Genomic DNA, 22,998 nt, shown 5'->3' on the forward strand with positions numbered 1-22,998 from the left:
AGGTCCGGGTCATCAGAAAGGAAACGACCATGATCTACTTCGCAAGATACTACCGCGTTCTCAAGGCAATCCAAAACTCCGCCAAAAAGGAGTGGTCTGGTGGGAACATCCACGGACGGCGCACTTCGGCGCTTGGTGAAAAAACACCGAATGGGCGTCGCTGGGATCCTCCCTACACTCCGCCGGAACAACCCTCAGTAACCGCACAACAACCATCCGAGAATTGACGTTCTCCAGTCACCGAAAATCCACACGCGCAGATTGGCTGCGCAACAAAAGGACCTGAAACATGAAACCACCCGCGTTCCTGATGGCGCCTATACTAGGGCTCATCTCAACTCCTGCCTTTGCCGCTGGCGGCGATCCCAGATGGTGGGTCGCGCCCAATCAAACCGATACCTATGCATGGGTAGGCTTGATCGTTCTCGCCCTTGCGATCCTGCTGGTCGTGCACCTGTATGCGCGTTTTGAACGCTATACCGAACACAAATCAATCGGCACTCCGCTGCGGACAACTATTCCGACGATGCTGACCGTGGCGTTGGCGTATGAGCTGATGCCTGCACTCAGCCACTTTAGCAACCTGCTGCCGGGCGCTCTGATCCTGACCGCAATCGCTCGCGACTTCATGCTCTGGTGGCGCCCATCGAAAGAGGAGATGGTGAAATGATCGAACTTCTCGTCACATCTTTTCCGTTTGTCCTGCGCGTGATCTATCTGAAATGGCGCGGGATGCCCGTAACGCTCTACAACGTTCACCGTGCCGTCTTTATGTGGTTTGTACTGGCCCTGATCGTCTTTTTTGCGGTGTTCTACTACTATCCCAAATCTTACACCGGCCTTGTTCCGTTCCGGACTGTACCTGTCGTGGCCGAGAATGGCGGGACCGTCACGGACGTCTTCGTAAAGGGCGGAGACCATGTGCAGCCTGGTGATCCGCTGTTCGCCGTCGAGAACGCGTCTGAACAGGCCGCGGTTGATTTCGCGCGGCGCAAAGTCGAGGAAATCGAAAGCGCGAAACTGGCGGCCGAGTTGCAAGTCGAAACGGCACAGGCCGTTCTGGACGCGGCGCTCACCGCCAGAGAACAGGCAAAACTCGTTCTGTTGGATCACCGCGCTTTGCAGGCCAAAGGATCTGCTGCGTTTCAGGTAAGCCAGTTGGAACGCGCCCAGGCGACTTTGGATACGCGTGAGGCGGAGGTTGAAGCAGCTGAGACACAATTGGGCGTAGCACAAGTTCAGGCGAACGCCGTTTTGCCAGCCCAGCTTGCGTCAGCGCGTGCATCGCTGAAACAGGCCCAGGTGGAACTGTCCAAGACGTTGACGCTCAGCTCGGTGGACGGTGTAGTCGAGCAGGTCACGCTCAACGTTGGATCGCGCGCCGCTCAGGCAGCTATGAGCCCCGCCATGCTGATCGTCCCTGACCGCAAAGACGCCGAGCGTGGACGTATCGTGGCCGGGTTCTCGCAGGTATCCCGCACTGAGTTGTACGAAGGCATGGCGGCGGAAGTTGCCTGTGAAAGTAACTTTAACATCTCGATGCGCAATACGGTTCTCCCAGCAAGGATCGTGCGTATTCAAGACTCGATCTCTTCCGGCCAGCTTGCGCCCAGCGGCCGCCTGATTGAGCCCAGCGAAAAGGCAAAACGGGGTCAAATCGTCGTTCATCTGGACCTCGTACACCCAGAGCACCGGGAGCTTTTGGTGCCCGGCAGCGGCTGTATCGTTCAATCCTACACCACCAATTTTGAAGGTGACATGGAAGGAACACTTGTTGCGCATGGGATCCAGGCAATGGGTATCATCAAGGCGGTTGGTCTGCGGGTCAAAGCTTGGTTCGGCCTGACTTCGGGTATCGGCTTGATCGGTGGTGGACACGCCTGAATTTCGAAAGACCCACCTATTCAGCAAACACGGCTCCCGATAAATGTAGGGAGCCGTTTCTGCTGTGTGCGGGCATGCCGCATGCCAAAAGAAAGCGGGTTGAATAACGGTTTCCTGCCGCACGGAGAACAGTTCGATGGGTCGCTCACGCAGTCTTTTGCAGCAGAATGACAGCTAAGTACATTAGCCCGAAATGTCAGCTTCGTCCGCAAAGCGGTCGTTGAAGCGAATTGAAACTAGCGACCACTCAGACCTCAAAGCAGTCGCTCAAAAACTCAAGACACGGTGCAACGCAGAGAACGGTTATTTGGAGTCAAAGCAGCCTTCAAATTGAACCGTTTCTCAATTGTAAGCACCGGACGAATACGTCAATTCGTAGGAATGGCTGTACAGTTCGAACACAATACCGAATGGATCTTCTACATAGACCATCCGGTAAGGTTTATCGCCCGGATAGTAGTAACGAATGGGCATCCGCTGCTTTCCCCCCGCCGCTACGATTTTTTTCACCAGGCCTTCCACGTCGGGATCTTGGATGCAAAAGTGAAATGTCCCATTGCGCCGGTAGTCTATGTTGTTTTCTGGCGCATAATTCCCGTCGAACTCGAAAATTTCAATCCCAACACGGTCCGCAGTCGCCATGTGAGCTATGCGCAGTTTTTTCCATTCTGGTCCAAAGACATCCGTGCACATTACACCAATATCGCTATCATCCTCCAGAACGTCCGTTGGCGGCATGATGACGTAGAAGCCAAATACCTCGGAATAAAATTTTACTGCTTCATCCACGTCCGGCACAGAAAGACCTATGTGAGAAAAGGATCGAGGCGTGTGCGACATTGTTGTTCCCTTCAACTGTTGTGGACCAAGGATCAGTTTCAACAAAATGATCTGCAAGTAGAAGTTTACTTAACAACAGAAAAGTCAAATTGAGTTTGCCAAATTCACGACCATTGCAGACAATTTGATTGACCCTTCGGCGTTGATCCACGGGTAGCTATCTGACAGGTATCGAAAGCGACCAAGTCAGCAATGCAGGCGTTGTTTAGCCTGCAGAAAACGTCTTTTTCTTTATTGCGTCTAAAGCCCGCCTTAGCGCGGAAGTTCAAAGTGAAGAGGTGCAAATTACAGTATTGCGCTTCTCAAAGTGCCGAATGCATTCCAAGTTCTGATTTGATTATTTGCCTCCTAGCGACGACCGATTTTAAATACATTTGGATAAAGCCATTTTGACGTTGCCACTGAGGAACAAGATAATTTTTGATCGTGGGCCTGAATTGAGCTTTCGAACGTCCCCAATTTTCTATCTCTGAGTTGCGACCGCCGGCAGTTGCACGCGGCCCGCGCGCTATGTCCACAAAATGAAATCCGTCCGCATTGTTCTTCCGTATCCAACTATGAAAATGGAGGTGTGGAATGTTTCGGATAACTGTGCTTTGCGGCTTTCTCTTGCCAGGCGAACACGTTCGCGCCCTTGAACTTGACGCGAAGTTTGACTCGATCGACGGGGGAACCTTGTCTTTGTCAGATTGGAATGGTCAACCGGTTCTAGTCGTCAGTACGGCATCCCAATGCGCGTTCAACCGTCAATACCAGGGGCTTCGAGACCTTTATGATCGGTATCGCAACCGGGGACTGGTTGTCGCCGCGGTCCCTTCGGATGACTTCAAGCAAGAACTGATAACCAACGACGAAGTGCGCGATTTCTGCGAACTGCAATACCGTACCGATTTTCTAATGAGCGTGATAACACACGTGACTGGCCCTGACGCTCACCCTTTCTTCCGGTCCTTGAAAGAGGAAGAAGGATTCGCGCCAAGGTGGAATTTCAACAAGGTCTTGATTGGCCCCGGTGGTACAGTTGTCGAAACATAAGGCTCGATCGTTGATCCGCTTTCGGCGTCCGTTACGAACGAGATCGAGGAACTCCTGCCATGAAAAACCGCTCCAGCCGGATCACACTGCCCATTCATCATAAAGCGCAAGCACCCAGATGATTGTGCGGGTATAGGACTTGAACCGCTCGTCCAGCAATGGCATCCCAAAAGGAAACCAGTCTCACGTGGAAAATGTCAGATGAAAAACCTTCTTCTAACGTGCTGCTTTGGATTTGTTTTTCTTGGGTTCACTTCGCTTCCGTCGGCCGCCCAGCCTCAGTTAGGCTGGGCGTATCAGGTTGATGGGCTTGCCGCGTTACAAGGGGATGCGGATTTGAGTGGCGGCGGCAAGTTCTCTGCAAGTCGAGCGTTTCTACGTACTACCGCACTTTACAAACTAGAAGGCGGAAGCAGCGTTGGGCTTTCCACCAGCTTTGGCAAGCTGGATTACAATTTCAGCCAATCTAACAACCAGCCTTGGGAAAACATCCGGGACCTTCGCGTAGCTGTTCCTGTCCGGTTTCGTGTGGGGGATACAACAACGGTTTTTGTTTCGCCACAGATCAGGTGGGACTACCAAAGCGGGGCCTCCTCATCTGACGGTAGAACCTACGGTGTTTTTGCAGGTATTGCATGGCAACTGAACGAGCGCCTAACGATAGGCCCAGCCTTTGGTGCGTTTTCCGAATTAGACGAAAGCGGTACTGATTTTTTTCCGGCTCTGCTCATCGACTGGGACATAAATGAACGCTGGAATTTGAACACTGGCTCTGGTGTCGGAGCAACGCAAGGTCCCGGGTTGTCGCTGAGCTACGCTCTAAATGAGGCTATCGACCTTTCGTTAACCGCACGATCAGAGAGAATTCGTTTCAGGTTGGATGGGGATGGCCTCGCCCCGGATGGGGTGGGTGAAGATAAGAGTATCCCTGTAGTTCTTTCTCTTCGGTACAATCCGAATCCTGGAGTTTCATTGAGCGTATTTGCGGGCGCAGAATTTGATGGCCGCCTGACTTTAGATGATGCGAATGGAGCAGAAATCAGTCGGCAAAGCTATGACACTGCGCCGTTGGTTGGGCTGGTGTTTAGGGTCAGGTTCTGATCACGGCATCGAGCCAGTTTGCCATATGTGTGCGGAGGTTTTCTCGCGGCTGAGTCTGAACCACCGCTTTGTCCGCAAAGCGAAAGTTGGCTGCTACTTCTTTGAATGGCTACTCTGCGGACAAAGCTGCCGTTCGCCGTTGCGCGGCGCTGGGACGTAGCCTGAATACCCGGTTCGCGGACAAGGTGGCCGTTGGTTCCATAAACAAAACGGCCGTTCTTGGGTTTAGAGTATGCGGTTTTCGAAAAGCGGGCAGGATTACGTGTCTTCTCTTCCGCAAGCACAATATCTCAATTGGCACCCTTATTGGATGCTGAGGAGGTCGCTACCAATCGAATTTCCATCATATCTTTAGGTCCAGGCGCGGCTTCCAAAACGGGCGGAAGAGTTCAATCTTGGGGCATCGGTTCATCACGACTTTAAGGCCCGCCGCTTCGGCGAGTTGCGCTGCTTTGTCGTCGTACACACCGATTTGACCCCAAAGAACTTTTGCCCCGATTGCGATAGCCTTCTCGGCAAAGGCATAAAACTCTTCCTTCGGGCGAAAAACGTCTACCATATCAACATGTTTGTCGATCTCTTCCAGCGAGTGGTAGACCTTGAGCCCTCTAATTTCCGAAACATTCGGGTTAGGATTCACCGGAAGGATATCATAGCCGATTTCACTCAGCTGTCGCAGAACGCCATAGCTGAATTTCGTTTTGTCTGCGCTAGCCCCCACCATTGCAATGGTTTTAACCGACTGCAGGATGTCGGCGAGGTATTTGGGGTCGTAATCGTAGATGCGGTCGATATCTGCTTCGGGCATCGGTTAACCTTCCTTCGGCGTCGCAATGTCAGCCTTGAGCTCGTGGGGTTTGAGAGGGTCGAGAAACGGATTGCGGTACAGCTTGTCATGGCTCTCGACCCCGATCTCAAGCGTGATGTCGGATGTCGGACGTGCCACGCAAAGGATCACATAGCCGTTCGCGATTTGCCGATTATTCAGCGCAACCTGTCGGCGTTGATCGATCGCGCCAGTCTGTAGTTTTGCCGCGCAGGTAATGCAGCCGCCATACTTGCACCCAAAAGGCAAGTCGACGCCCTGTTCTCTCAGCGTTTCCAGAAGTGGACGCCGCGCATCCACACAGTATTGCGCGCCATCTCTGTTCGCGATCGTCACGGTATACATAGTCATAGCCAGATGTCGCTTGTGCAATCACCGCCTGGATACCGGCTCTCGTGACAGCGCGATGGACCATTCGGTTCTTTGCCAAAGTCCACAATGAAATCCTCGTTGATCTTCATACCGCCGTTTTCAGGGTCGCAATCGATCATCACCATAACCCCACCCTTTTCGCGGATCTCGGGATAGAACTGGTTATCCCAAGTCGAGAACAGCGAGGTCGTGACATAAAGCCTTCGCCCGTCGAGAGAGAGCTGGAACATTTGCGGACCACCCGCTACCTCAACCCCGTTAACGATCGGAGCTTTACCCAAAAGGCCCCCCATAAACACTTGGCCGGTCAGCTTGGGATTATGCGGGTCGGTGATGTCATACTGGCGCATATCTCCATGCAGCCAATTGTTCAGGTACAAATATTTGTCGTCCATCGAGATCAGGATCGCCGACATAACCCCCGGCAACGGGATCGGCCATTCGGGGTGCATCTCGTTTTCCACGTCGATGATCTTTTCCCACCGCCACTTTTTAGCATCGTCTTGCCACCAATGGATCACATTGGTCGAAAGAGCTGCGCCACAGAACCCATGCGTGCTGTCGGGGTCATGGTGGAACTTGACTTCCAGTGGCAACAGTCCGTCTTCACCCAAATAGAAGCTTTCGACCGGTTCGCGCTTTTCGAAATCCCAAAAATGCAGCTCCCGCCCATATTTCAGATGGCCCACTTCTTCCAGATCGAAGCCTGGCATGAAGGTATTGGGCGCAGCCCATTCGGAACTGACCATCACGTTGTGGCGCGGTTGGTACCAGAAATCGTAGCCAAATTTGATATCGCCCATCGAGGTTTCCCAGCGACCGACGATGTTGAACTCTTTGTCGAGATGCAGATAGCCTCCAGGAGCCTCACCCTTGGCATTTCCAAGGAAGGAAATGATGATTTCCGAGCCCAAACAGTGCACCGTATGCGGGCCCGATAGATCTGCCTTGGCCTTGATCTCGGCCCCATCGATGATCTTATGCAACCGCGGCGCACGCGGGTCAGTGGCTGTATCAACGATGTGAAGGTTGTTAGAGCGTACGCCCGGCAAGATCAGGTATTTGCGGGACATTGAGCCGTCGTCGTGACAGGACGAACAGGCGTTCCACCCCATGTGGTGAAGCTCGTCCCCAATCTCTGGCATTTCCAGCCTATGGATTACCTGGGAATAGGTCGGGCTGTCAGGGTCGACATCCACTGTAGCAAGGTAATCAGGTTTCTGGATCCCTGTCCCAGTGTAGATGGCGATCGTGTAGAGTAGTTTTTCTCGGGGGGCTTTGATGGCTTCTTGCGGACTCTTGAAGCCCGGCCCACAGCATTGTCCATCCATCGAGTGCTCCTCCCTTGATTCCCTAAATTGTATCGTATATCGAAAATTTAATTATCATAAAGTGAGAAAAATGCATCTCGAACGATTAGCGCTGATTTTGGAAATCGTGGGTCAAAAAGGACGTGCGTCCGTTGCGGATATCTGTGCTCAGTCCGATATACCTAAACCGACGGCCTACAGGCTGGTTCAAGACCTTGTTTCATTCGGCCTCCTTGAATCACCAACCCGAGGTGAGTTCGCGATTGGGAATAGGCTAAAGCGTATCACGTTGAGCGATCACTCTGATCCCGCTCTTTTGCAAGTGATTGCGCCTGTCCTCTCTGGTGCCGCGAATGACTACGGCGCTGCGTTTTTCTTGTCTCGGCTACGGGGCCATTGGGTTGAGATTATTCATGTGGAGACACCGCAGACGGGCGTGTCTTTTCTTCATCCAGGTATGGGCAAACGACCAATGCACGCGTGCTCTTGCGCCAAGGCAATCGCCGCCGTGTCCCCTGAGCTGCTGTCTCAAGACCGATTGGATGGGCAGCTTAAGCGGTACACAGATCGCACGATTACAGACCCTAAGGATCTGGCCGCGGAACTCGATGTCATTCGAGCAAAAGGGTATGCGGAATGTGTTGAAGAGCTCGAGCGCGGGGTCAGTTCTGTCGCAACAACGCTGACTAAGACAGGTGTTGGTGCAACGCTTTCAATCGGCGCTACGGCGTCTCTTCGGGTGTTTACACCTTCGAAGCGAGAAAAGATTGGGCATACACTTACCACAATGTCACACGAACTTGCACGCGGGCTAGGATGGGGTGAAGCAGATAAAGAAAGGATACCCGCTTAGGTTCATGGGTATCGCAGTGCTGTAGGTTAACGCCATTCTGCAAGACAGGTGTGTTTTGCGACCTTCGCTGCTTTTAGGTCAATGAGGGAGACAAATATGGACGATGCAATGTTTGGCGGATTCTTCGTGATCAACGTAAAGCCCGAGTTTCGGCAGTCCTTTTTGGAGGCCAGCATCTACCAAGCGCAAAATGTTGTCAGTGAAGAACCCGAAGTTTTCCAGCTTCAAATTATGGTGGATGAGGCAAATCCAAATCGTTTCTATTTCTACGAAGTGTTCAGGAACGAAGCTGCAATTCAGGACTATTGGAACTCTGAAACTTTCAATAACTGGTTAGACACAGTCCATAAGATGCTGGATGGCGAGATTGAACTTGTTGCCAGGATGCGCTCGCTTTTTCCGACGCCAAAAGGTTTCGAGGCGCAAAAAGCAAGCCTGCTACTATGGTAAAATTGACCGACGTTTGAAGCTATCGCCGGTGCGAGAAAATTATGGATTTTGGTGCTGGACCGCGTTGGGCTCGAAGCAGTCTTTCGCTGTGTAGTGCATCAATTACCGCAGCGCGGGGCAAAGCTGCGGATTATTCAGTTCGTTAGGATTTGTGATGACGGCCCAAACCTGCCGTTGAGCAAGCTGCGCGCGCGGCACTACGGCTTCACCATCGCGGTCACTCAACAGCCAACCGGAATACAGCAGGGGCAGTCCACCATCCAGAAATTCGTTGCAGGTGCGCAGTTCTTACGCCACAAGAGGTTAGGCGCGCCTGTACGTTGGATAACTTACTGGTTTTTCCATCCTTCAATCAGACCGACCGCCGCCTCGGCGTAGCTCCGCGGAAACTGATCCGAGGTTCGAGCTTTCATGATCGTGTGAAGGCCCAGCAAAAGACCGATCAGCACCCGTGCGGCCTCATCCGGATCGACTTCAGAACGGATGGCCCCGTCAGCCTTTGCTCGCCTCAGTATCGTCGCGAACCGTCCGTCGAGTGCGGTCAGGTACCGCTCGATTCGCGCGTTGACCTCTAGGTCAGAGCGATCGAATGAACTGATCGAATTAAAGGCAAGACACCCGGCATCCTCAATCTTTGGCATCCGCTGGGTTGACGCGATGCCCCGGAACCAACCAGCCAGATCATCCAGCGAATAGGTTTCGGGATCAGGGAAATGTCGGGCCTCGGCATTGTCCAGATAAGTATCAAGAGTCTTTAGGAAAAACTTCTCCTTCCCACCATAGGTGGTTTGAAGTGTGAACCGGGTCAGCCCCGTCTCCTGCTCAAGCTCCCGCGTGCTGGCACCGTGGTATCCGCGCCGCCAGAACAGGTCCAGCGCCCCTGCCACCGCACTGTCGTGATCCGTCTTGCGTTTGCGCGCCACAGATTTCTCCTTGCATTTTCTATCCGCCTGGATAGTAATTTGTTCCTATCCACATGGATAGCATCGTAGGCGCGCGGCGGCAAATACCGTGCGATCCAGCTGAAACGGAGACCTGTCATGACCGCCATTGACCCGACAACCGGGGCCACAAAGCCCGTCACTTTGCGCGTGATCTTCATCCTGAACGCGCTGAAAATCCTGCTGGCCTTTGGCTTCTTCGCCGCCTTCAAGTTCTACGGCCTGCAGGTCGGAGAGCTGGTCGGCCCACAGGCCGCCAGCCTGATGCTCTATACGATGCTGGGGTACATGGTGACGTTCGCCTGCATTGTCGCGTCGATCATCAGACGCAGTATGGTCGGTGTCCGCTCGGCGATTGCTGTTGATTTTTTGGTCTCGATCCCGGCCACCGCGGTCATCGGCTTTGTCATCGCTATCATCAGCATGGGCCTGACATTCACCACATCTGTCGGCGCGTATTTTGCGTATCGTAGCTAGGATGAGCACTTCGACGGTTCACCAGAACAAGATCAAGGGGCAATGCATCTGCGGCGCAGTGCGCTATCGAGTGCAGGACGACATGGTCGCCTTCAAACTCTGCTATTGCAACTTTTGCAAGAAGGCCTCGGGCTCGGCCCATGTTGCGAATGCGTTCAACTCGCCCGACCGGCTCGAATGGCTGGAAGGCCAAGAGCAATTTACATCTTTCGATGTGCCCAATTCCCAAGTTCGTCGGGTGTTTTGCCGAAACTGCGGGACGACGCTGCCATTCGAGACTCAGAATGGCAAATTCCTGGCTGTCCCCTTGGCAGCCTGTCACGCCCGCCGTCCCAACCCGCTAAAGCGATTGTCGGCTGGGCGTCCCGCCCCGCATGGTATGACGAGGCGCTGGGTTTGATCGAAGAAACGCATAATCCTGAAAGGGCGGCTCAATGAATACTGAACAAGAGATCTCACCCCACTTCCCGTTTGAATCGAAGTATGTCGAGGTGGATGGGCAGCGCATCCACTATGTCGACGAAGGCGAAGGCGCGCCCGTTCTATTTCTGCACGGCAATCCGACCTCATCCTATCTTTGGCGCAACATCATCCCCTATGCCGCCCGGCAGAACCGCGCTATCGCAATGGATCTGATCGGTATGGGCAAGTCGGATAAGCCGGATATACCCTACCGCTTTATCGACCACGTTCCCTACGTTGACGGGTTCATCAAGGCGTTGGGACTGAAGGACGTGACGCTCGTTATTCATGATTGGGGCTCCGCATTGGGGTTCCATCATGCGCACCGGCATCCTGACAACATACGCGGCATTGCCTTCATGGAAGGTGTCGTGCGTCCAATGACCTGGGCCGGATTTCCGCCAGATTTCCGCGCCGGGTTTCGCATGATGCGGACGCCCGGTCTTGGGTGGCTGATGATCTCAGGGCTGAATATGTTCGTCGAAAAAATTCTGCCAAGTGCCATCGTGCGTGATCTGACACCGCAAGAAATGTTGCAGTATCGTGCGCCTTTTCCCACAGCGCGCAGCCGCAAGCCGGTTCGTGTGTGGCCTTGCGAAATTCCGATCGATGGTACGCCTTCTGACGTTCATGAGATCGTCAGCGCCTATAGCCGCTGGCTGGGTGACACAGAAACCCCGATGCTGATGTTCCACGCCACGCCCGGAGGCACCATCGGGCTTAAAGAGGTCGAATGGTGCCGTCAGACCATCCAGAATCTGGAAGTGGTGGATATCGGGAAAGGTATTCATTTCCTGCAGGAGGATAACCCCCATCTGATCGGAGAAAAACTGGAGGAGTGGTTGGCACGACTGCCCACATAAACCAGTGCTGCGACGTGTAGCGGTTGAGCCGTATACATAAATCGGATTTCCTGATTGTATGCTTTGACAATTATCCAGCGCGTTCAAAGGCCAAGCACCGGAGGGAAACACTGTTGAATCTGATGATCCCGATACCCTTGATACTGGCGGCTGTACTGCCCGCCTTTCTGGACCGGTGCTCCGGGTCCGATACCAGCGTTGCTTTGGGCGTATTGGCGCGCGACCGGGTGGCCTTGACCGCGACGGCCAGCGAAGTCGTCGTCGAATTACCGGTTGCAGAGGGAACTGTGGTCAAGGCAGGCGACACGCTGGTTCAGCTTGACCCCACCCTGCAAAGCGCAAAGCTGGCACTGGCGCAGGCTGAGCTGGAAAAGGCGCAGGCCACGCTTCTGAAAATGCAGGTGGGACCGCGTGAGGAGGAGATTGCGATAGCCGAAGCCAAAGTCGCGGGCGCTGTTGCACGCCTTGCCGATGCCGAAGCCATTTATGACCGAAACGCCAGACTGGTCGAGAACTCGGTCGTGACCGAAGCGCAGGTGGCAAATGATCTGGCCCTGCGCGATTCTGCGCGGGCAGAACTGGCCAGCGCTCAGCAATCGCTGAAAGAGCTGCAGAACGGCACCCGCCCCGAAGACCTTGCAGTTGCCGAAGCCAACGTACGGGCCGCCGAAGCGATGGTTTCCGCCGAGCAAACCGTTTTGGACGACTTGATGGTTACAGCTACCCGCGACGGCGTGCTGGATTCCCTGCCGTGGAATTTGGGCGAACGCGTAACATCCGGTAGCCCGGTGGCCGTGATTGTCACGGGCCAGACGCCTTACGCGCGCGTCTATGTTCCGGAGCCGCATCGCGTCAATCTGAAACCCGGCGACACGCTGGAAGTGCGCGTTGACGGGCTAGCCGATCCGTTGGACGGCGTGATCCGCTGGATAAGCGACGACGCGTCTTTCACGCCATATTACGGATTGAACCAGGATGACCGAACCCGGCTTGTCTATTTGGCCGAGATTGACCTGCCCACTGCAACACCGGACCTGCCCGCCGGTGTGCCAGTGCAGGTTCCCATGCCATGAACGATGTCGTCGTCTCAACGCAGGGTCTGACCCGTCGGTTTGGGGAAAACACCGCAGTCAACAATCTGGACCTTGAGATCAGAACGGGCCAGATTTACGGGTTTCTCGGCCCCAATGGCTGCGGCAAGACCACGACCATGCGGATGCTGACCGGCTTGCTGACCCCCAGTCGCGGGGCGATCTCGGTATTGGGTAGGTCGATGCCCGAGGCAGCAGAGCCGCTTAAGAACGAGATCGGCTATATGACTCAAATTTTCTCGTATTACCGCGATCTGACAGTGCTGGAAAATCTCCGCTTCGCAGCGGAAATCTATGGCATTCCAGCGAAATCGGCCGCAAGCCGGATCGACGAGCTGCTACATACCTACGACCTGACGACGAACGTCCATCAACTCAGTGGCAGCATGAGCGGCGGACAACGACAAAAGCTGGCGCTTGCGGCCACTGTGATGCACCGACCGAAACTGCTGTTTCTGGACGAACCGACCTCGGCCGTTGATCCCGAAACCCGCCGCACCTTCTGGGAGCAACTGTTCGATCTGGTCGATCAGGGCGCGACCATGATTGTATCCACTCATTTCATGGACGAGGCAGAACGTTGCCACCGGCTGGCAATCCTGCAGCATGGCGTCAAAAAGGCAGACGGGTCTCCGCGTCAGTTGATGGATGATTTGCAGGCCGATGTTGTCGAAGTTGAGGGTCCCGACCTGCGAAAGGTCAAACACGCGTTGGACGGCAAGCCCAAGGTGCTTTCGACAGCACAAGTGGGTTCGCGGCTGCGTGTGCTTGTCGACAAGTCCGAGACTCAGCCTGTGGAAATGCTGCAAAAGCAGCTTGTTGGGTTTCCGGACTTGTCGCTGACGCCGCAACGCCCAAATCTGGAAGACGTCTTCGTCAGTGCAACACGGGAGCAGGAACCGTGATCTCTGCGCGCCGCATAGTCGCCGTGCTAAAGAAAGAGCTGTTGCAACTGCGGCGGGACCGGATGACTTTCGCCATGGTCATCATGATCCCGCTAATCCAACTCCTGTTGTTTGGCTACGCGATCAACACCAATCTGCGTCACGTGCCCGTCGCGCTGGTAGATGAATCCAGAACCGAGCTGTCTCGCACGCTGGCGCAAATCGTTCAGGCCACGCAGGTCGTCACCATCACCGAAGAACTGACCACCCCTCAAGAAGCCGAGCGCGCGATCACCGAATCCCGCGTGCGTGCCGCGCTGATCATACCTCAAGACGTCAGCCAACGCCTTGCCCGCAGCCCGTCCGTAGGGCTGAGCCTGCCCAACGCAACGGATCAGACCAGCAGCCGGCCTGTAGCCCATTGGATCGTAGATGGCTCAGACACGATGGTCGCCAGCGCAATTAAATCTCTGCGAACGATGCCCTTAACCGAATTGCTGAAACAGCCTCCAAACCGGCAAGTACCCACGTTCGAAGTCACGCTCTACTTCAACCCTGAACAGCGATCGGCGGTGAATATCGTGCCGGGCCTTGTTGGAGTCATACTGACTATGACGATGATCCTGTTCACCTCGGCCGCCATCGTCCGCGAGCGCGAGCGCGGCAATATGGAGATGCTTATCAACACCCCGATCAAATCGATCGAACTGATGGTTGGCAAAATCGTCCCCTACATCTTTCTGGGTTTGATACAGGTCGCAATTATCCTTGGCCTTGGCCACTTCCTGTTCGACGTTCCGATCAATGGCGGGCTGGGCGTTTTGCTGGTGGTGACATTGCTGTTCATCATTGCCAGCCTGTCACTTGGACTGGTGATCTCTACACTTGCGCAGAATCAATTGCAGTCGATGCAGATGACCATCTTCGTCCTACTTCCCTCGATCCTTATGTCGGGTTTCATGTTCCCTTTCGACGGCATGCCAAAACCCGTCCAGGTGATTGCTCAGATCCTGCCGGCAACCCATTTCATGGACATGATCCGCGGCGTGGTCCTACGTGACGCCTCGCTCTACGAGTTGCGCTGGGGCATTCTCTGGATGATCGGATTTGGGGTATTCGGATTGTTGGCGGCCACTCTAAGATTCAAGAAACGGTTGGGTTGAAGACGGCTAGGCGCGGAATACTGAGAAAATAGACTTCTGTTACGACCTGTACCCAAGACATTGCAAAGTCAGCTTTCTGCGCACTGCTGCGATTGGGGCATCGCTCAGCATCGGTCAAAGTGGGCTCGGTGCAGACATCCGACTAGTTCTGTCGAATGACTACTTTGTGTCGGTTACCAACCCCTGCCCAATCAATGGATCAGCTTCTGCAGTGTCTTGTCTGTTCGGATCAATTCATTGATGGTCTTGCGCAGTTCCTCAGCTTCTCTGGACCTTTGTCCATGTCTCCAGGACGGATGGTCAGGTCCTGATGCATGCCCGCCGCCTGCACCAAGAATTCGGCAAACACGCCAACCTCGAACCGCCGGAGCTTTGCACCGCCTGCCGGTGGACTTTGCCGTTGCTGTGCACTTGGGTGCATCATTGAGTCTTTTCGTAGGGTCCATGAGGTTGTCCTCTTTTTGTCATCCGACCGCCCCCGTTTTGGACATTGCCTACGATACTTTTGAAAAGCAACGTGTTGTGGCGGAAAAAGTAACGGCGCAGCCTGCTCCGCCGCACTTTTTTAGGGCCAGCTGGATTTGGACGAGCCAAACGCCTCTGGCCATCAGGGGTAAGGTGCTGGATAAAGGAAGTGAGGCGAAAATGGTAAGGTTCTGTCGCTGGTGGCAGAAATATGTGTCGCCTGACAAATCACTATGGAGCGTCACTAATTTCTGACTCAATCGACGCACAAAAACCCAATAAATCGGTCAACCACGTCTTTCAATTCCGACCCATACGTCAAGCATTTCTGACCCAATACCAGTAGCCGCAATTCATTGAAGCTACGGCCAAAGTCTGTTGAGAGCCCACTCTGGCCGGTGCTGCGCGTTGCCCAATGACAGCAATGCGTAGAAAGCAGACTTTGCGTCGACAACCATGCGACGCGTTTCATCAGTATCTGATCAGAGTATCCACTATCGCTTGCCGCGTTGCGTCATCATTTTGGAAAACCCTGCCGGCGAGAAACTCAGATGGAAACTCCGGCCACGTTTTGCGCATTTCGGTGATAAGTCGCTGAGCTTCTTCGGCATGTCCCAACTGATCCTGCGCAACGGCTTGGAACAGGAGAGAAGGAGCACTCACAGGCGCACCGGCTGCGGGCGCTCCTTTAAAGGCCTCTACTACCTTTTCGTATTTCCCGAGCATCAGTTGCGATACACCCCAGATGTTTCGTGCGCCAAAGCGGCCCGATCCTGACCTTGATCTTTCTGGATCGCTAACCTCAGCCGCAAGTTCTGGGGCACCCGCCATGATGGCGGTGATGCCGACAAGATCCAGAATATGACCATCATTCGGCGCAAGCTCGACCGACAGTCTTGCGTATTTCATAGCCTCGACTGGATTGTTTTGGGTGGCCAATACCCAACCATTTGCACCGTTTGCCCACGCATCAGTGGGAGATAGATCAAGCGCTCTTTCCGACATCTCGGAAGCTTGGCTAAAGAGGTCATCTCTCTGTGCATTATCAGGGGACAGCATGGCCAAAGTCGCCAGGACCTGTGCCGATCCGGCATAACCGTCCGATAGTGCGGGGTCGAGCTCCGCGGCATGCTGAAACATTCCCAGTGCTATTTGCTGGCGCTTGACGTCGAAAACAGGAAAAAACATTCCTCGGGCCTGATCCGCAAGATTAGCCGCTTGAAGCCTTGTCAAAGACTGCTCGCCAAGAGCAGTTCGCTCAGCCTGTTCGATGGATTGAGTTGTGGGCAAGACCACCTTGTTATCCCGAGTGAACCAAAAGCCTGTCACCACAATCAACGCCAGGCAACCCAGCCCAAGTGGCAGCACTTGCTGTAGACGTCGATGCCCGCCAAGCAATTCGCTGTCCTGAGCATTTGAGTTGTCGCTTCTTGTCGTACTTCCTTGCGAAAACCGTGGCTTGTATCCGCCGGAATCAACAAAAATTCGAACTCCCTGACCGTCCCATTGATCTTCATAAAACTCATTTAGCAGTCGTCGCAGCCGTCTGGCTTCGACGCGGACAAGGTTTCGACCACCAGTGCCATCAATACTCCGACCGTAGACTTCGACCGCGATTGCTTTGCCACGAATCTGAGCACCACGACCGGCAAGAGTTTCTTCGACCACGTAAGAAAGAAACTGCTGAAGTCGAGGCGAAGCTTGGAACGCGACGCTGGAAACAACGCTCTGAAGTGCCTGTCGGACAAGCTCCGGCGATGGCGGTGCAACATCTTGATCTATCGGCAATTCATTAGCTTGGTTCAAAGCAAACTCACCCCCAACTCACGGTGACTCACTTGGCGCATGTCGTCAACCGCACTCATCTTGATGTGAGAATAGATAGTGGGAACCGGGGATTATCCATTGACTTGGGAACTGAGTGACGAGCTTCCAGAACTTTCCGATGCGCTTTCAGGGCGTATCGGAACGGATGCGTTGCTCAGCGAGGCAATTGAAGACCTAAAGAAAGTTACTGCGCTGTTGGATGACACATCGATCACAGCCTCAGAGCGCGCGGAATGGGCCCACATCAGATCCGAACTCGTGAACGAGCTTCGCCGGATGGTGAAGCGCAACCTTCGTAGCATTTCCAACTAAGGGCACAGCCATGACAAAAGAAGACAACGGTAAAGAACTTAAGCACGAACAAATCCAGAAATCTGACGACATCGAAAACCCCGCCCGGCGACACGTTATGCAGGGACTGGCAGCAGGTGCGGTCGCAACCGGCGCCATAAGCTACGGTACAGGAACTGCACAGGCGCACCCCGGTGATGGACCACTGGGCGAAAGCCTAAAGAACCCTTACGGCGGTCGGCCTGCCGGGGGCATCACTCTTCCGGAGTACTTCCGTCCCACCAAATACATGACAGGTTCGAACGCGAACTATTTCCCGCTTTCCGAGGACCTCGGGCCCGACGAAATGCGGATATCGTTCTGTGGTTCCACCCCATTTCCGCCCCGCGAAGATCAGGCTGGCACCTGTATCATGGTCGAACTGGGTAACGGAAAGAGGTTTTTCTTCGACTTCGGCTCGGGCTGCGTCCGCAACATTATCGGGATGCAAGTTCCTGGTCAGTTGATCAACGACATATTCATTACGCACCTGCATGTCGATCACTATGCCGACATCCCTTACATCTACCCGTTTCGGGCTTGGTCTGGTGGCTACACGCCGCTGCGCATTCACGGCCCCTCTGGTCGGACGCCAGAGCTTGGTACAGCCGGAATGGTGAAAGGCATGCAGCAGATGCTCAAATGGCATCTTGAGGCCTTCGATGTGTTCCCGATTGGGGACGGCTACGAGATCGAAGTTAACGAATTCGATTTCCGCCAAGAAGGCGGCATTGTTTATGACCAAGATGGCGTGACTGTTCGGTCCTGGCCTCGTAGCCACGCCAAAGACGGTGCAGTCGGGTATCGGCTGGATTGGAACGGACTGAGCTTTGTTTGGACCGGCGACGGCCGCCCCGATGAACTGAGTCTTGAATACGGGAAAGGCGTCGATGTGTTTGTGACCGAAATGTCCGGACAGGATATCGGTCAGTTGATGACCTACAAGTACGGTCTGCCGCAAGAGCTGTTTAACTACACAATCGATACGCACCATACTTCTCACTACGCTGTTGGTAAGATGATGGCCGAGGCGCGCCCACGGCTTGCAATGGTGACCCACTATACGCAAGACGAGGATATCGATGCCGAAATGCTGGCGGGAATCCGAGCCCATTATGATGGGCTGTTCGCCTGGGGTTTGGACGTCGCCGTCGTCAACGTAACCAAGGATGCAATCTGGTATCGGAAGGCGACGCTTCCCGGAAAATCTGGTTCGGTCGCGCCCTTCCGCGAACTGGGTAAAATGGAAGCAGAAGGCAAGATCACGTTGCCGGATGAAATCAAGCCGCCTGCGCCGCGGTCGTCACGTGCCGAACAGCAAGACCAGAAATACCGGGACATGGAGATCGATCCTAAAGAATACTATCCAGCTGACGTATTCCGCGCTCCCGATCCCGAGTGGCCCAGCGATTTCGTGATCAAGGTCGATGACGTCATTCCAAACCGAAAGAAGAAGGCGGAGTAACGACATGATCGAATTTGGATCGTCATCCGCAATCCCTGTAACGATCCTTACCGGCTTTCTCGGAGCCGGTAAGACAACGCTTTTGAACCGCATCCTGACCGGCAATCACGGGTTGCGGGTTGCGGTTCTGGTGAATGACTTTGGATCAATAAACGTAGACGCCGACTTGATCGTCGGTCTCGAAGATGATGTGATGAGTTTGGCAAATGGCTGCGTGTGCTGCTCGATCCGAGATGACCTGATCGAAACGATAGAGGCTGTTCTCGCCCGGCCTGAGAAACCGGAATACATCGTCCTTGAAGCAAGCGGAGTGTCGGACCCGTCATCAATTGCAATGACATTCACCGATCAAAAGTTTCGGGACATGATCCGCTTGGACAGCCTCATGTGCCTGGTCGATGCGGAACAGCTCTTTTCTGCGCCAGAACAAATGGAACTGAAGCTCCGTCAGATCGCGTTCTCGGACATGGTTATTTTGAACAAGGTCGACCTCGTCGACAGGGCGGCCGTTCAAAGGGTGCACGATTGGCTCGGGTCTCGCTTCCGTCGATATCGTCTGGTCGAAGCTGTCAACGCAGACGTCCCACTGGATATACTTCTTTCCGTTGGTCGCTTCGCCGCCGAACAGCTAGAAACAGAAGTACCCGATCATCACGAGCATGGACCGGATTGTGGTTGCCACCACTCTGATCATTCGGACGGCTTCTCAACAACTATGATGAAAGCTGAAAGCCCGATAAGCTTGTCTTCTCTTCGGAGTGCAATTCGAAAGCTTCCCGGCGACGTTTATCGCCTCAAGGGCTTTGTTTTTAGCGAGGAGGATCCGGATCATCGCATTCTTGTACAGGTAGTCGGAAAACGCATGGACATCGCAAGGGATGGCGCATGGGGCCACCGAAAACCCGAAACAAGGCTTGTTGCAATAGGCGCACCCGGAGCTCTTTCGGATTACGAGCTTTCCGATGCGTTGTTAGCAAGCGCATAGCGGCAAGTTCGACAAAACTTGTTTGCGTGTTTTTCTTGAATTCCAACACGTAACAGCTCGAAAGCCCACAGCGCTGAGGACCAAAAGTGGAGAAATACCCTATTGCTTAAGCAGTTTAGGAAATGGAGCCAAGCGATCAGATTGCTTGCACTTGCCACTGCGATTGCCCTGTCGGGAACGGCTGTGCGCGCGCAGGACGTTTCAAGTCGAGAACTTGAAGACACAACCCCAAACCTCGGATTGCCGAGTTCAGCTGGAGGACAAGATGCCGAGTTGCTTTCTGCGTTCCACGGGCTCGAGGCGTTGCCCCGAGTAGCAAATCTCATTTGCAGAGGTTCTAGGGGCAAAGATGGGATGCCTGTTGTTTTTTCTGCCGAGGTAGATCTGGAAACTTTGCAAGCTGGCGACTTCAGAGTCGTAACAAAATCAGGCCAGATCGGAACAATGCATTGCGCATCAGTATTGCCTGCCACCGATCCCGGTGAATTGCGCACGGTGCTTCTCATCGGGGATTTTGGGAACGCTTCCGAGGATCCACCGGTTCAAGTCGAGGTTATTGGACACCTTCATTCCATCGATGGAACGCTTGATTTTCGAGGTGCCACTGTAGCCGTGACTCCGCTGGAAGACGGGCCGTCAATGATCTTTGCCGAGGTTGTTGAAGATTGGACTTTGGTCGGAAACTTGGGGCCACGCCGAACCAGAGGAAGCCTTTGTCCAAGTGACAACATCGTACAGGCCATTCGGGTAACTTGGGCGGGTGGCGTCACGCTGGCGAACGGCAAGGAACCTGGCGATGCGGAGCGTGATCTGTACAGGATCATCGTAGAGGCCGAGGATGGATCTCAACGCATAGTAACTCCCGCGGCGCTTGCCGATCTGGGTGACGGGGACAATAACCACATGCTCTGCCTTGATACAAAGGATCGACCCATCTCGTTTTCCTTTCCAGCTGGCATTTTCACGGATCCGAATGATGACCTAAACCCAGAAACCAGCGTATTTGTGTCAAAACCCAATTAACAAACTGCTTTAAGGTTTGTTCGAATGGGCTTTTGGCCGAAAATGCCCGGCCGGGCCGGTTGCAGGTATTGCAGCGCTAAATGCGAATGAACGGACTTGTTCTCCTCTCGGACATTGAAAACTCGGTTTTGAAGGTCCGCTTTGGGCTGATTGCGGTCCTTTGAAGCAATACTGCGGATGTCTGCAAAGTCCCGCGAAGCAGACATTGAACAGAGTTGCGACGAATGACCGTTCTGCGGACATAGCTGCCGTCCACTTGGCACAAGGCAATAACCGCTCGCAGTCCACAGAGGGCACCAAGATGTACTGCGCTAAGTAGGCTCGCGCACAAAACGCAAAGCTGGCCTCAGGCAATTTCTTTGAAATCACAGTTGATTTTGCAGCGAATGGCTCGGCAATAACGCAAAAGATCCAGTGTCAAATTTTGATTCAGCTGCTTTTCTCAATAGTGTTGGAAAGCAGAAAATTATTGATCGCAAGTCGCCAATCATAAGGGTCAAGGTTGCAGAATGAAACTCTCGTATCTCCTTCACGGTCACGTAACCCATCAACTTTACTGGCGATCACATTGCGCTTCGCGGCAAGCGCTTCGTCCAGCACAAGTCCGTAAGCCTCCCAACGCGACGGAATCGCAACAATATCGACGGCTTGATAGGCCTCTGCAGGGTCCTCGGCGTGGCCCCGAAATTCTATGCGCGGGTCACCCTCTGCCAGTGTCTCAAGGTATAAACGCTGACTGCCTTCGCCAAAGATCAACAAACGCGCGCCCGGCGTTCGGGTTAACCGAAAGCCTTGGATCAGGATGTCGAAGCCTTTCTGCTGCTCGAGCCGCCCGATGGCACCAATTGTGGTCTTTGACTTGGGAGGCATCGTGTTGCGCGACAACTGCTCAAGATCAACGGTCGGAGGAATGACGGTCAGCTTTTCCGAGGCGGCCAGGCGTCTTTCCTTCATCCAGCCCGACTGCGAATGGCTGACCGCGACCACCTGATCGAAGAAGGAATAGATCACCCTCAGCATTGCAAAGAACCGACGTTTGTGTGGGACATTCAGAGTGGTGAATGCCCGGGTGTAACTGTGTTCGACATGGACCAGTCGAGTGTCCAGATGCATTGCGCGAAGCGCCGAGAACGCGGGTAAGCTTCTCCAGCTTGGTACGACGTGGGACACGATGACATCCGCATTCAGTTTGCCCCAAGAAAATGCAGTCCGTTTGACCTTCAACACCTTTTGATCGACCGTTTCGGACAGATCTGATTGCGCCAAAAGATGGTCGAGCATCCGCATCACGCCGCCCGCTGTCGTGTCGTCCACCAGGTGGAGTATCTTTTTCTGTTCCATGATGACGCCTCTCTCAGATCGATTGCAGTTTGGATTTCATTTGTCCCAGCCGGGTGATCGGGCCGGGTCCGAACGTTTTCAACACAAGGGCTGCGGCGAAAGTGCTGAACGTTTTCACAGGTTCCTCAAACACCGGGCGGAGGCTTTCCTGGACGCTGCGTGCAAACAACTCCCAAGCTTTGTCCCGATCGAGGTTGGTGATAGCCCGCCGCGCCAGATAGCGCAGCTGATAAGCACGGGACGAGGGTTCGTGCCGGGCAAAGAATTCAGGGTTCAGCGGGCGCAGCTTCGCGACCATCCTCTCCCACGCCTCTAACTGGCGATCTAAAGCCGCCGAAAGCCCGCCTGCATTGATCCGGTAGTGGGTCAGCAGCCCCGGAACACCTTCGATCTGCCAATCGGTCTTCAACATCAGCCGCATCCAGCATTCGATATCTTCGGACTGCCGGAAGGTCTCATCGAAGACCCAATCCCGCTCGGTTTCAAAGCTCGGGCGGTAGGCCAAAGCCTCCAGCACTGTCTTTCGAATAACGGCCGCCGATCCGTTGCCGATCGGGTTGCGGTTCAGAACATGTGCTGCGGTCACATTCTTCAGGCGGGGTGCTTGTTTGATCCCCATCATGCACCCCGCTTCGTCGATCAAGGCACTGCCGGAGTAACTAACCCCCACGTCCGGTTCGGCCTTGAGATGGTGAACATGAGCCGCCAGCTTCTCGGGCATCCACAGATCGTCGGCGTCGCAAAAGCCGACTAATTTACCCCGCGCGGCAGCGATGCCAGTATTTCTTGCCCCCGCCAGCCCACGATTGGCTTGCCGGACAAGTCGTACGCGTGTGTCGCCTTGGTGCGCGCGAGCAATCTCGGAGGTCGCGTCCTGCGATCCATCGTCGACGATGATGATTTCGAAATCGTCATAGGTCTGCGCCTGCAGTGAGGCGAGCGTTTCGGCCAAGGTTGCTTCGGCATTGTAAGCGGGTACGACGATGGATGCTGTGGGCATGGTGATCTCC

24 protein-coding genes are annotated in these 22,998 nt (G+C 54.2%); 16 read left to right on the forward strand and 8 right to left on the reverse strand.

Annotated elements, in window-relative coordinates; genetic code table 11:
- Window positions 1-289 precede the first annotated feature (289 nt).
- Both AC2TAD_RS18610 and AC2TAD_RS18615 read left to right on the forward strand, forming a co-directional pair.
- Window positions 290-670 (forward strand): hypothetical protein, encoded by a 381-nt coding sequence (locus AC2TAD_RS18610; protein WP_480869447.1) that lies wholly within the window; start codon window positions 290-292, stop codon window positions 668-670.
- Entirely contained in the window at window positions 667-1,884 is a 1,218-nt protein-coding gene (locus tag AC2TAD_RS18615) for an HlyD family secretion protein (protein ID WP_480869449.1), read from the forward strand. Before AC2TAD_RS18610 ends, AC2TAD_RS18615 begins: the two co-directional genes overlap by 4 nt.
- Before the next feature lie 342 nt (window positions 1,885-2,226).
- On the opposite strand, the gene AC2TAD_RS18620 is transcribed toward AC2TAD_RS18615, so the two are convergent.
- Entirely contained in the window at window positions 2,227-2,724 is a 498-nt protein-coding gene (locus tag AC2TAD_RS18620) for a lactoylglutathione lyase family protein (protein WP_170356644.1), read from the reverse strand.
- Between the two features lie 576 nt (window positions 2,725-3,300).
- Here AC2TAD_RS18620 and AC2TAD_RS18625 point away from each other — a divergent pair.
- Both AC2TAD_RS18625 and AC2TAD_RS18630 read left to right on the forward strand, forming a co-directional pair.
- The gene (locus tag AC2TAD_RS18625; RefSeq protein ID WP_480869451.1) at window positions 3,301-3,759 is read left to right on the forward strand and encodes a glutathione peroxidase; all 459 of its coding nucleotides are present in this window, start codon (window positions 3,301-3,303) and stop codon (window positions 3,757-3,759) included.
- Between the two features lie 201 nt (window positions 3,760-3,960).
- Window positions 3,961-4,860, forward strand: a complete 900-nt coding sequence (locus AC2TAD_RS18630) for a hypothetical protein (protein ID WP_480869454.1) — start codon at window positions 3,961-3,963, stop codon at window positions 4,858-4,860.
- A 343-nt stretch (window positions 4,861-5,203) separates the two neighbouring features.
- Here AC2TAD_RS18630 and AC2TAD_RS18635 read toward each other — a convergent pair whose 3' ends face one another.
- From AC2TAD_RS18635 to AC2TAD_RS18645, 3 genes are read right to left on the reverse strand one after another with little or no spacing between them, the layout of a single operon-like run.
- The gene (locus AC2TAD_RS18635) at window positions 5,204-5,668 is read right to left on the reverse strand and encodes a CoA-binding protein (protein ID WP_170754812.1); all 465 of its coding nucleotides are present in this window, start codon (window positions 5,666-5,668) and stop codon (window positions 5,204-5,206) included.
- 3 nt (window positions 5,669-5,671) lie between these two features.
- Complete coding sequence (locus AC2TAD_RS18640; RefSeq protein WP_010437915.1) at window positions 5,672-6,037, reverse strand: 2Fe-2S iron-sulfur cluster-binding protein; 366 nt, start codon at window positions 6,035-6,037, stop codon at window positions 5,672-5,674.
- On the reverse strand, window positions 6,034-7,389 hold the full coding sequence (locus AC2TAD_RS18645) for a selenium-binding family protein (protein ID WP_480869458.1): 1,356 nt from the start codon (window positions 7,387-7,389) through the stop codon (window positions 6,034-6,036). The genes AC2TAD_RS18640 and AC2TAD_RS18645 overlap by 4 nt, the downstream gene beginning before the upstream one ends.
- 70 nt (window positions 7,390-7,459) lie before the next feature.
- On the opposite strand from AC2TAD_RS18645, the gene AC2TAD_RS18650 reads away from it, so the two are divergent.
- Window positions 7,460-8,221, forward strand: a complete 762-nt coding sequence (locus AC2TAD_RS18650; protein ID WP_480869461.1) for an IclR family transcriptional regulator — start codon at window positions 7,460-7,462, stop codon at window positions 8,219-8,221.
- Between the two features lie 96 nt (window positions 8,222-8,317).
- Window positions 8,318-8,671: a putative quinol monooxygenase gene (locus tag AC2TAD_RS18655; protein ID WP_480869464.1), complete on the forward strand. Its 354-nt coding sequence runs from the start codon at window positions 8,318-8,320 to the stop codon at window positions 8,669-8,671.
- A gap of 329 nt (window positions 8,672-9,000) precedes the next feature.
- Here the strand turns inward: AC2TAD_RS18655 and AC2TAD_RS18660 are convergent, their stop codons facing one another.
- The gene (locus AC2TAD_RS18660) at window positions 9,001-9,594 is read right to left on the reverse strand and encodes a TetR/AcrR family transcriptional regulator (RefSeq protein WP_480869467.1); all 594 of its coding nucleotides are present in this window, start codon (window positions 9,592-9,594) and stop codon (window positions 9,001-9,003) included.
- 117 nt (window positions 9,595-9,711) lie between these two features.
- Here AC2TAD_RS18660 and AC2TAD_RS18665 point away from each other — a divergent pair, with 117 nt between their 5' ends.
- The 6 genes from AC2TAD_RS18665 to AC2TAD_RS18690 all read left to right on the forward strand — a co-directional run bounded on the left by AC2TAD_RS18665 (window position 9,712) and on the right by AC2TAD_RS18690 (window position 14,552).
- Entirely contained in the window at window positions 9,712-10,089 is a 378-nt protein-coding gene (locus AC2TAD_RS18665) for a hypothetical protein (RefSeq protein WP_480869469.1), read from the forward strand.
- 1 nt (window position 10,090) lies between these two features.
- Complete coding sequence (locus AC2TAD_RS18670; RefSeq protein WP_480869472.1) at window positions 10,091-10,489, forward strand: GFA family protein; 399 nt, start codon at window positions 10,091-10,093, stop codon at window positions 10,487-10,489.
- A 34-nt stretch (window positions 10,490-10,523) separates the two neighbouring features.
- A complete protein-coding gene (locus tag AC2TAD_RS18675; RefSeq protein ID WP_480869475.1) occupies window positions 10,524-11,414 on the forward strand; it encodes a haloalkane dehalogenase in 891 nt (296 codons plus the stop codon).
- 122 nt (window positions 11,415-11,536) lie between these two features.
- Window positions 11,537-12,487: an HlyD family secretion protein gene (locus AC2TAD_RS18680; protein WP_480869576.1), complete on the forward strand. Its 951-nt coding sequence runs from the start codon at window positions 11,537-11,539 to the stop codon at window positions 12,485-12,487.
- On the forward strand, window positions 12,484-13,410 hold the full coding sequence (locus tag AC2TAD_RS18685) for an ABC transporter ATP-binding protein (RefSeq protein WP_480869477.1): 927 nt from the start codon (window positions 12,484-12,486) through the stop codon (window positions 13,408-13,410). Before AC2TAD_RS18680 ends, AC2TAD_RS18685 begins: the two co-directional genes overlap by 4 nt.
- Window positions 13,407-14,552, forward strand: coding sequence for an ABC transporter permease (locus AC2TAD_RS18690; RefSeq protein ID WP_480869479.1), 1,146 nt, complete (start codon window positions 13,407-13,409; stop codon window positions 14,550-14,552). The genes AC2TAD_RS18685 and AC2TAD_RS18690 overlap by 4 nt, the downstream gene beginning before the upstream one ends.
- Window positions 14,553-15,488: 936 nt before the next feature.
- Here AC2TAD_RS18690 and AC2TAD_RS18695 read toward each other — a convergent pair.
- Window positions 15,489-16,823: a tetratricopeptide repeat protein gene (locus AC2TAD_RS18695; RefSeq protein WP_480869482.1), complete on the reverse strand. Its 1,335-nt coding sequence runs from the start codon at window positions 16,821-16,823 to the stop codon at window positions 15,489-15,491.
- A gap of 99 nt (window positions 16,824-16,922) precedes the next feature.
- Here AC2TAD_RS18695 and AC2TAD_RS18700 point away from each other — a divergent pair, with 99 nt between their 5' ends.
- From AC2TAD_RS18700 to AC2TAD_RS18715, 4 genes are all read left to right on the forward strand, one after another.
- Window positions 16,923-17,156: a hypothetical protein gene (locus AC2TAD_RS18700; RefSeq protein ID WP_480869484.1), complete on the forward strand. Its 234-nt coding sequence runs from the start codon at window positions 16,923-16,925 to the stop codon at window positions 17,154-17,156.
- A 10-nt stretch (window positions 17,157-17,166) separates the two neighbouring features.
- Entirely contained in the window at window positions 17,167-18,639 is a 1,473-nt protein-coding gene (gntH, locus tag AC2TAD_RS18705; protein ID WP_170754789.1) for a guanitoxin biosynthesis MBL fold metallo-hydrolase GntH, read from the forward strand.
- A 4-nt stretch (window positions 18,640-18,643) separates the two neighbouring features.
- Window positions 18,644-19,624 carry a CobW family GTP-binding protein gene (locus tag AC2TAD_RS18710; RefSeq protein ID WP_480869486.1) on the forward strand — a complete coding sequence of 327 codons (981 nt, stop codon included), beginning with the start codon at window positions 18,644-18,646 and terminating at the stop codon, window positions 19,622-19,624.
- 354 nt (window positions 19,625-19,978) lie between these two features.
- Window positions 19,979-20,647 (forward strand): hypothetical protein, encoded by a 669-nt coding sequence (locus AC2TAD_RS18715; protein ID WP_480869489.1) that lies wholly within the window; start codon window positions 19,979-19,981, stop codon window positions 20,645-20,647.
- Window positions 20,648-21,076: 429 nt separating this feature from the next.
- Here the strand turns inward: AC2TAD_RS18715 and AC2TAD_RS18720 are convergent, their stop codons facing one another.
- Together AC2TAD_RS18720 and AC2TAD_RS18725 are read right to left on the reverse strand one after the other, a co-directional pair.
- A complete protein-coding gene (locus AC2TAD_RS18720; protein WP_108862101.1) occupies window positions 21,077-21,988 on the reverse strand; it encodes a glycosyltransferase family 4 protein in 912 nt (303 codons plus the stop codon).
- 13 nt (window positions 21,989-22,001) lie between these two features.
- A complete protein-coding gene (locus AC2TAD_RS18725) occupies window positions 22,002-22,988 on the reverse strand; it encodes a glycosyltransferase family 2 protein (RefSeq protein WP_480869492.1) in 987 nt (328 codons plus the stop codon).
- Window positions 22,989-22,998: the final 10 nt, after the last annotated feature.

This window comes from Ruegeria sp. HKCCD7628 (genome assembly GCF_057221005.1).

Bases quoted from the DNA above. Each gene is read 5' to 3' on its own strand.
- AC2TAD_RS18655 (WP_480869464.1), top strand. From the start codon at position 8,318: ATGGACGATGCAATGTTTGGCGGATTCTTCGTGATCAACGTAAAGCCC.
- AC2TAD_RS18635 (WP_170754812.1), bottom strand. From the start codon at position 5,668: ATGCCCGAAGCAGATATCGACCGCATCTACGATTACGACCCCAAATAC.
- AC2TAD_RS18680 (WP_480869576.1), top strand. From the start codon at position 11,537: ATGATCCCGATACCCTTGATACTGGCGGCTGTACTGCCCGCCTTTCTG.
- AC2TAD_RS18615 (WP_480869449.1), top strand. From the start codon at position 667: ATGATCGAACTTCTCGTCACATCTTTTCCGTTTGTCCTGCGCGTGATC.
- gntH (WP_170754789.1), top strand. From the start codon at position 17,167: ATGACAAAAGAAGACAACGGTAAAGAACTTAAGCACGAACAAATCCAG.
- AC2TAD_RS18650 (WP_480869461.1), top strand. From the start codon at position 7,460: ATGCATCTCGAACGATTAGCGCTGATTTTGGAAATCGTGGGTCAAAAA.
- AC2TAD_RS18720 (WP_108862101.1), bottom strand. From the start codon at position 21,988: ATGGAACAGAAAAAGATACTCCACCTGGTGGACGACACGACAGCGGGC.
- AC2TAD_RS18640 (WP_010437915.1), bottom strand. From the start codon at position 6,037: ATGACTATGTATACCGTGACGATCGCGAACAGAGATGGCGCGCAATAC.
- AC2TAD_RS18620 (WP_170356644.1), bottom strand. From the start codon at position 2,724: ATGTCGCACACGCCTCGATCCTTTTCTCACATAGGTCTTTCTGTGCCG.
- AC2TAD_RS18625 (WP_480869451.1), top strand. From the start codon at position 3,301: ATGTTTCGGATAACTGTGCTTTGCGGCTTTCTCTTGCCAGGCGAACAC.
- AC2TAD_RS18665 (WP_480869469.1), top strand. From the start codon at position 9,712: ATGACCGCCATTGACCCGACAACCGGGGCCACAAAGCCCGTCACTTTG.
- AC2TAD_RS18685 (WP_480869477.1), top strand. From the start codon at position 12,484: ATGAACGATGTCGTCGTCTCAACGCAGGGTCTGACCCGTCGGTTTGGG.
- AC2TAD_RS18630 (WP_480869454.1), top strand. From the start codon at position 3,961: ATGAAAAACCTTCTTCTAACGTGCTGCTTTGGATTTGTTTTTCTTGGG.
- AC2TAD_RS18725 (WP_480869492.1), bottom strand. From the start codon at position 22,988: ATGCCCACAGCATCCATCGTCGTACCCGCTTACAATGCCGAAGCAACC.
- AC2TAD_RS18610 (WP_480869447.1), top strand. From the start codon at position 290: ATGAAACCACCCGCGTTCCTGATGGCGCCTATACTAGGGCTCATCTCA.
- AC2TAD_RS18675 (WP_480869475.1), top strand. From the start codon at position 10,524: ATGAATACTGAACAAGAGATCTCACCCCACTTCCCGTTTGAATCGAAG.
- AC2TAD_RS18715 (WP_480869489.1), top strand. From the start codon at position 19,979: ATGCCTGTTGTTTTTTCTGCCGAGGTAGATCTGGAAACTTTGCAAGCT.
- AC2TAD_RS18670 (WP_480869472.1), top strand. From the start codon at position 10,091: ATGAGCACTTCGACGGTTCACCAGAACAAGATCAAGGGGCAATGCATC.
- AC2TAD_RS18645 (WP_480869458.1), bottom strand. From the start codon at position 7,389: ATGGATGGACAATGCTGTGGGCCGGGCTTCAAGAGTCCGCAAGAAGCC.
- AC2TAD_RS18710 (WP_480869486.1), top strand. From the start codon at position 18,644: ATGATCGAATTTGGATCGTCATCCGCAATCCCTGTAACGATCCTTACC.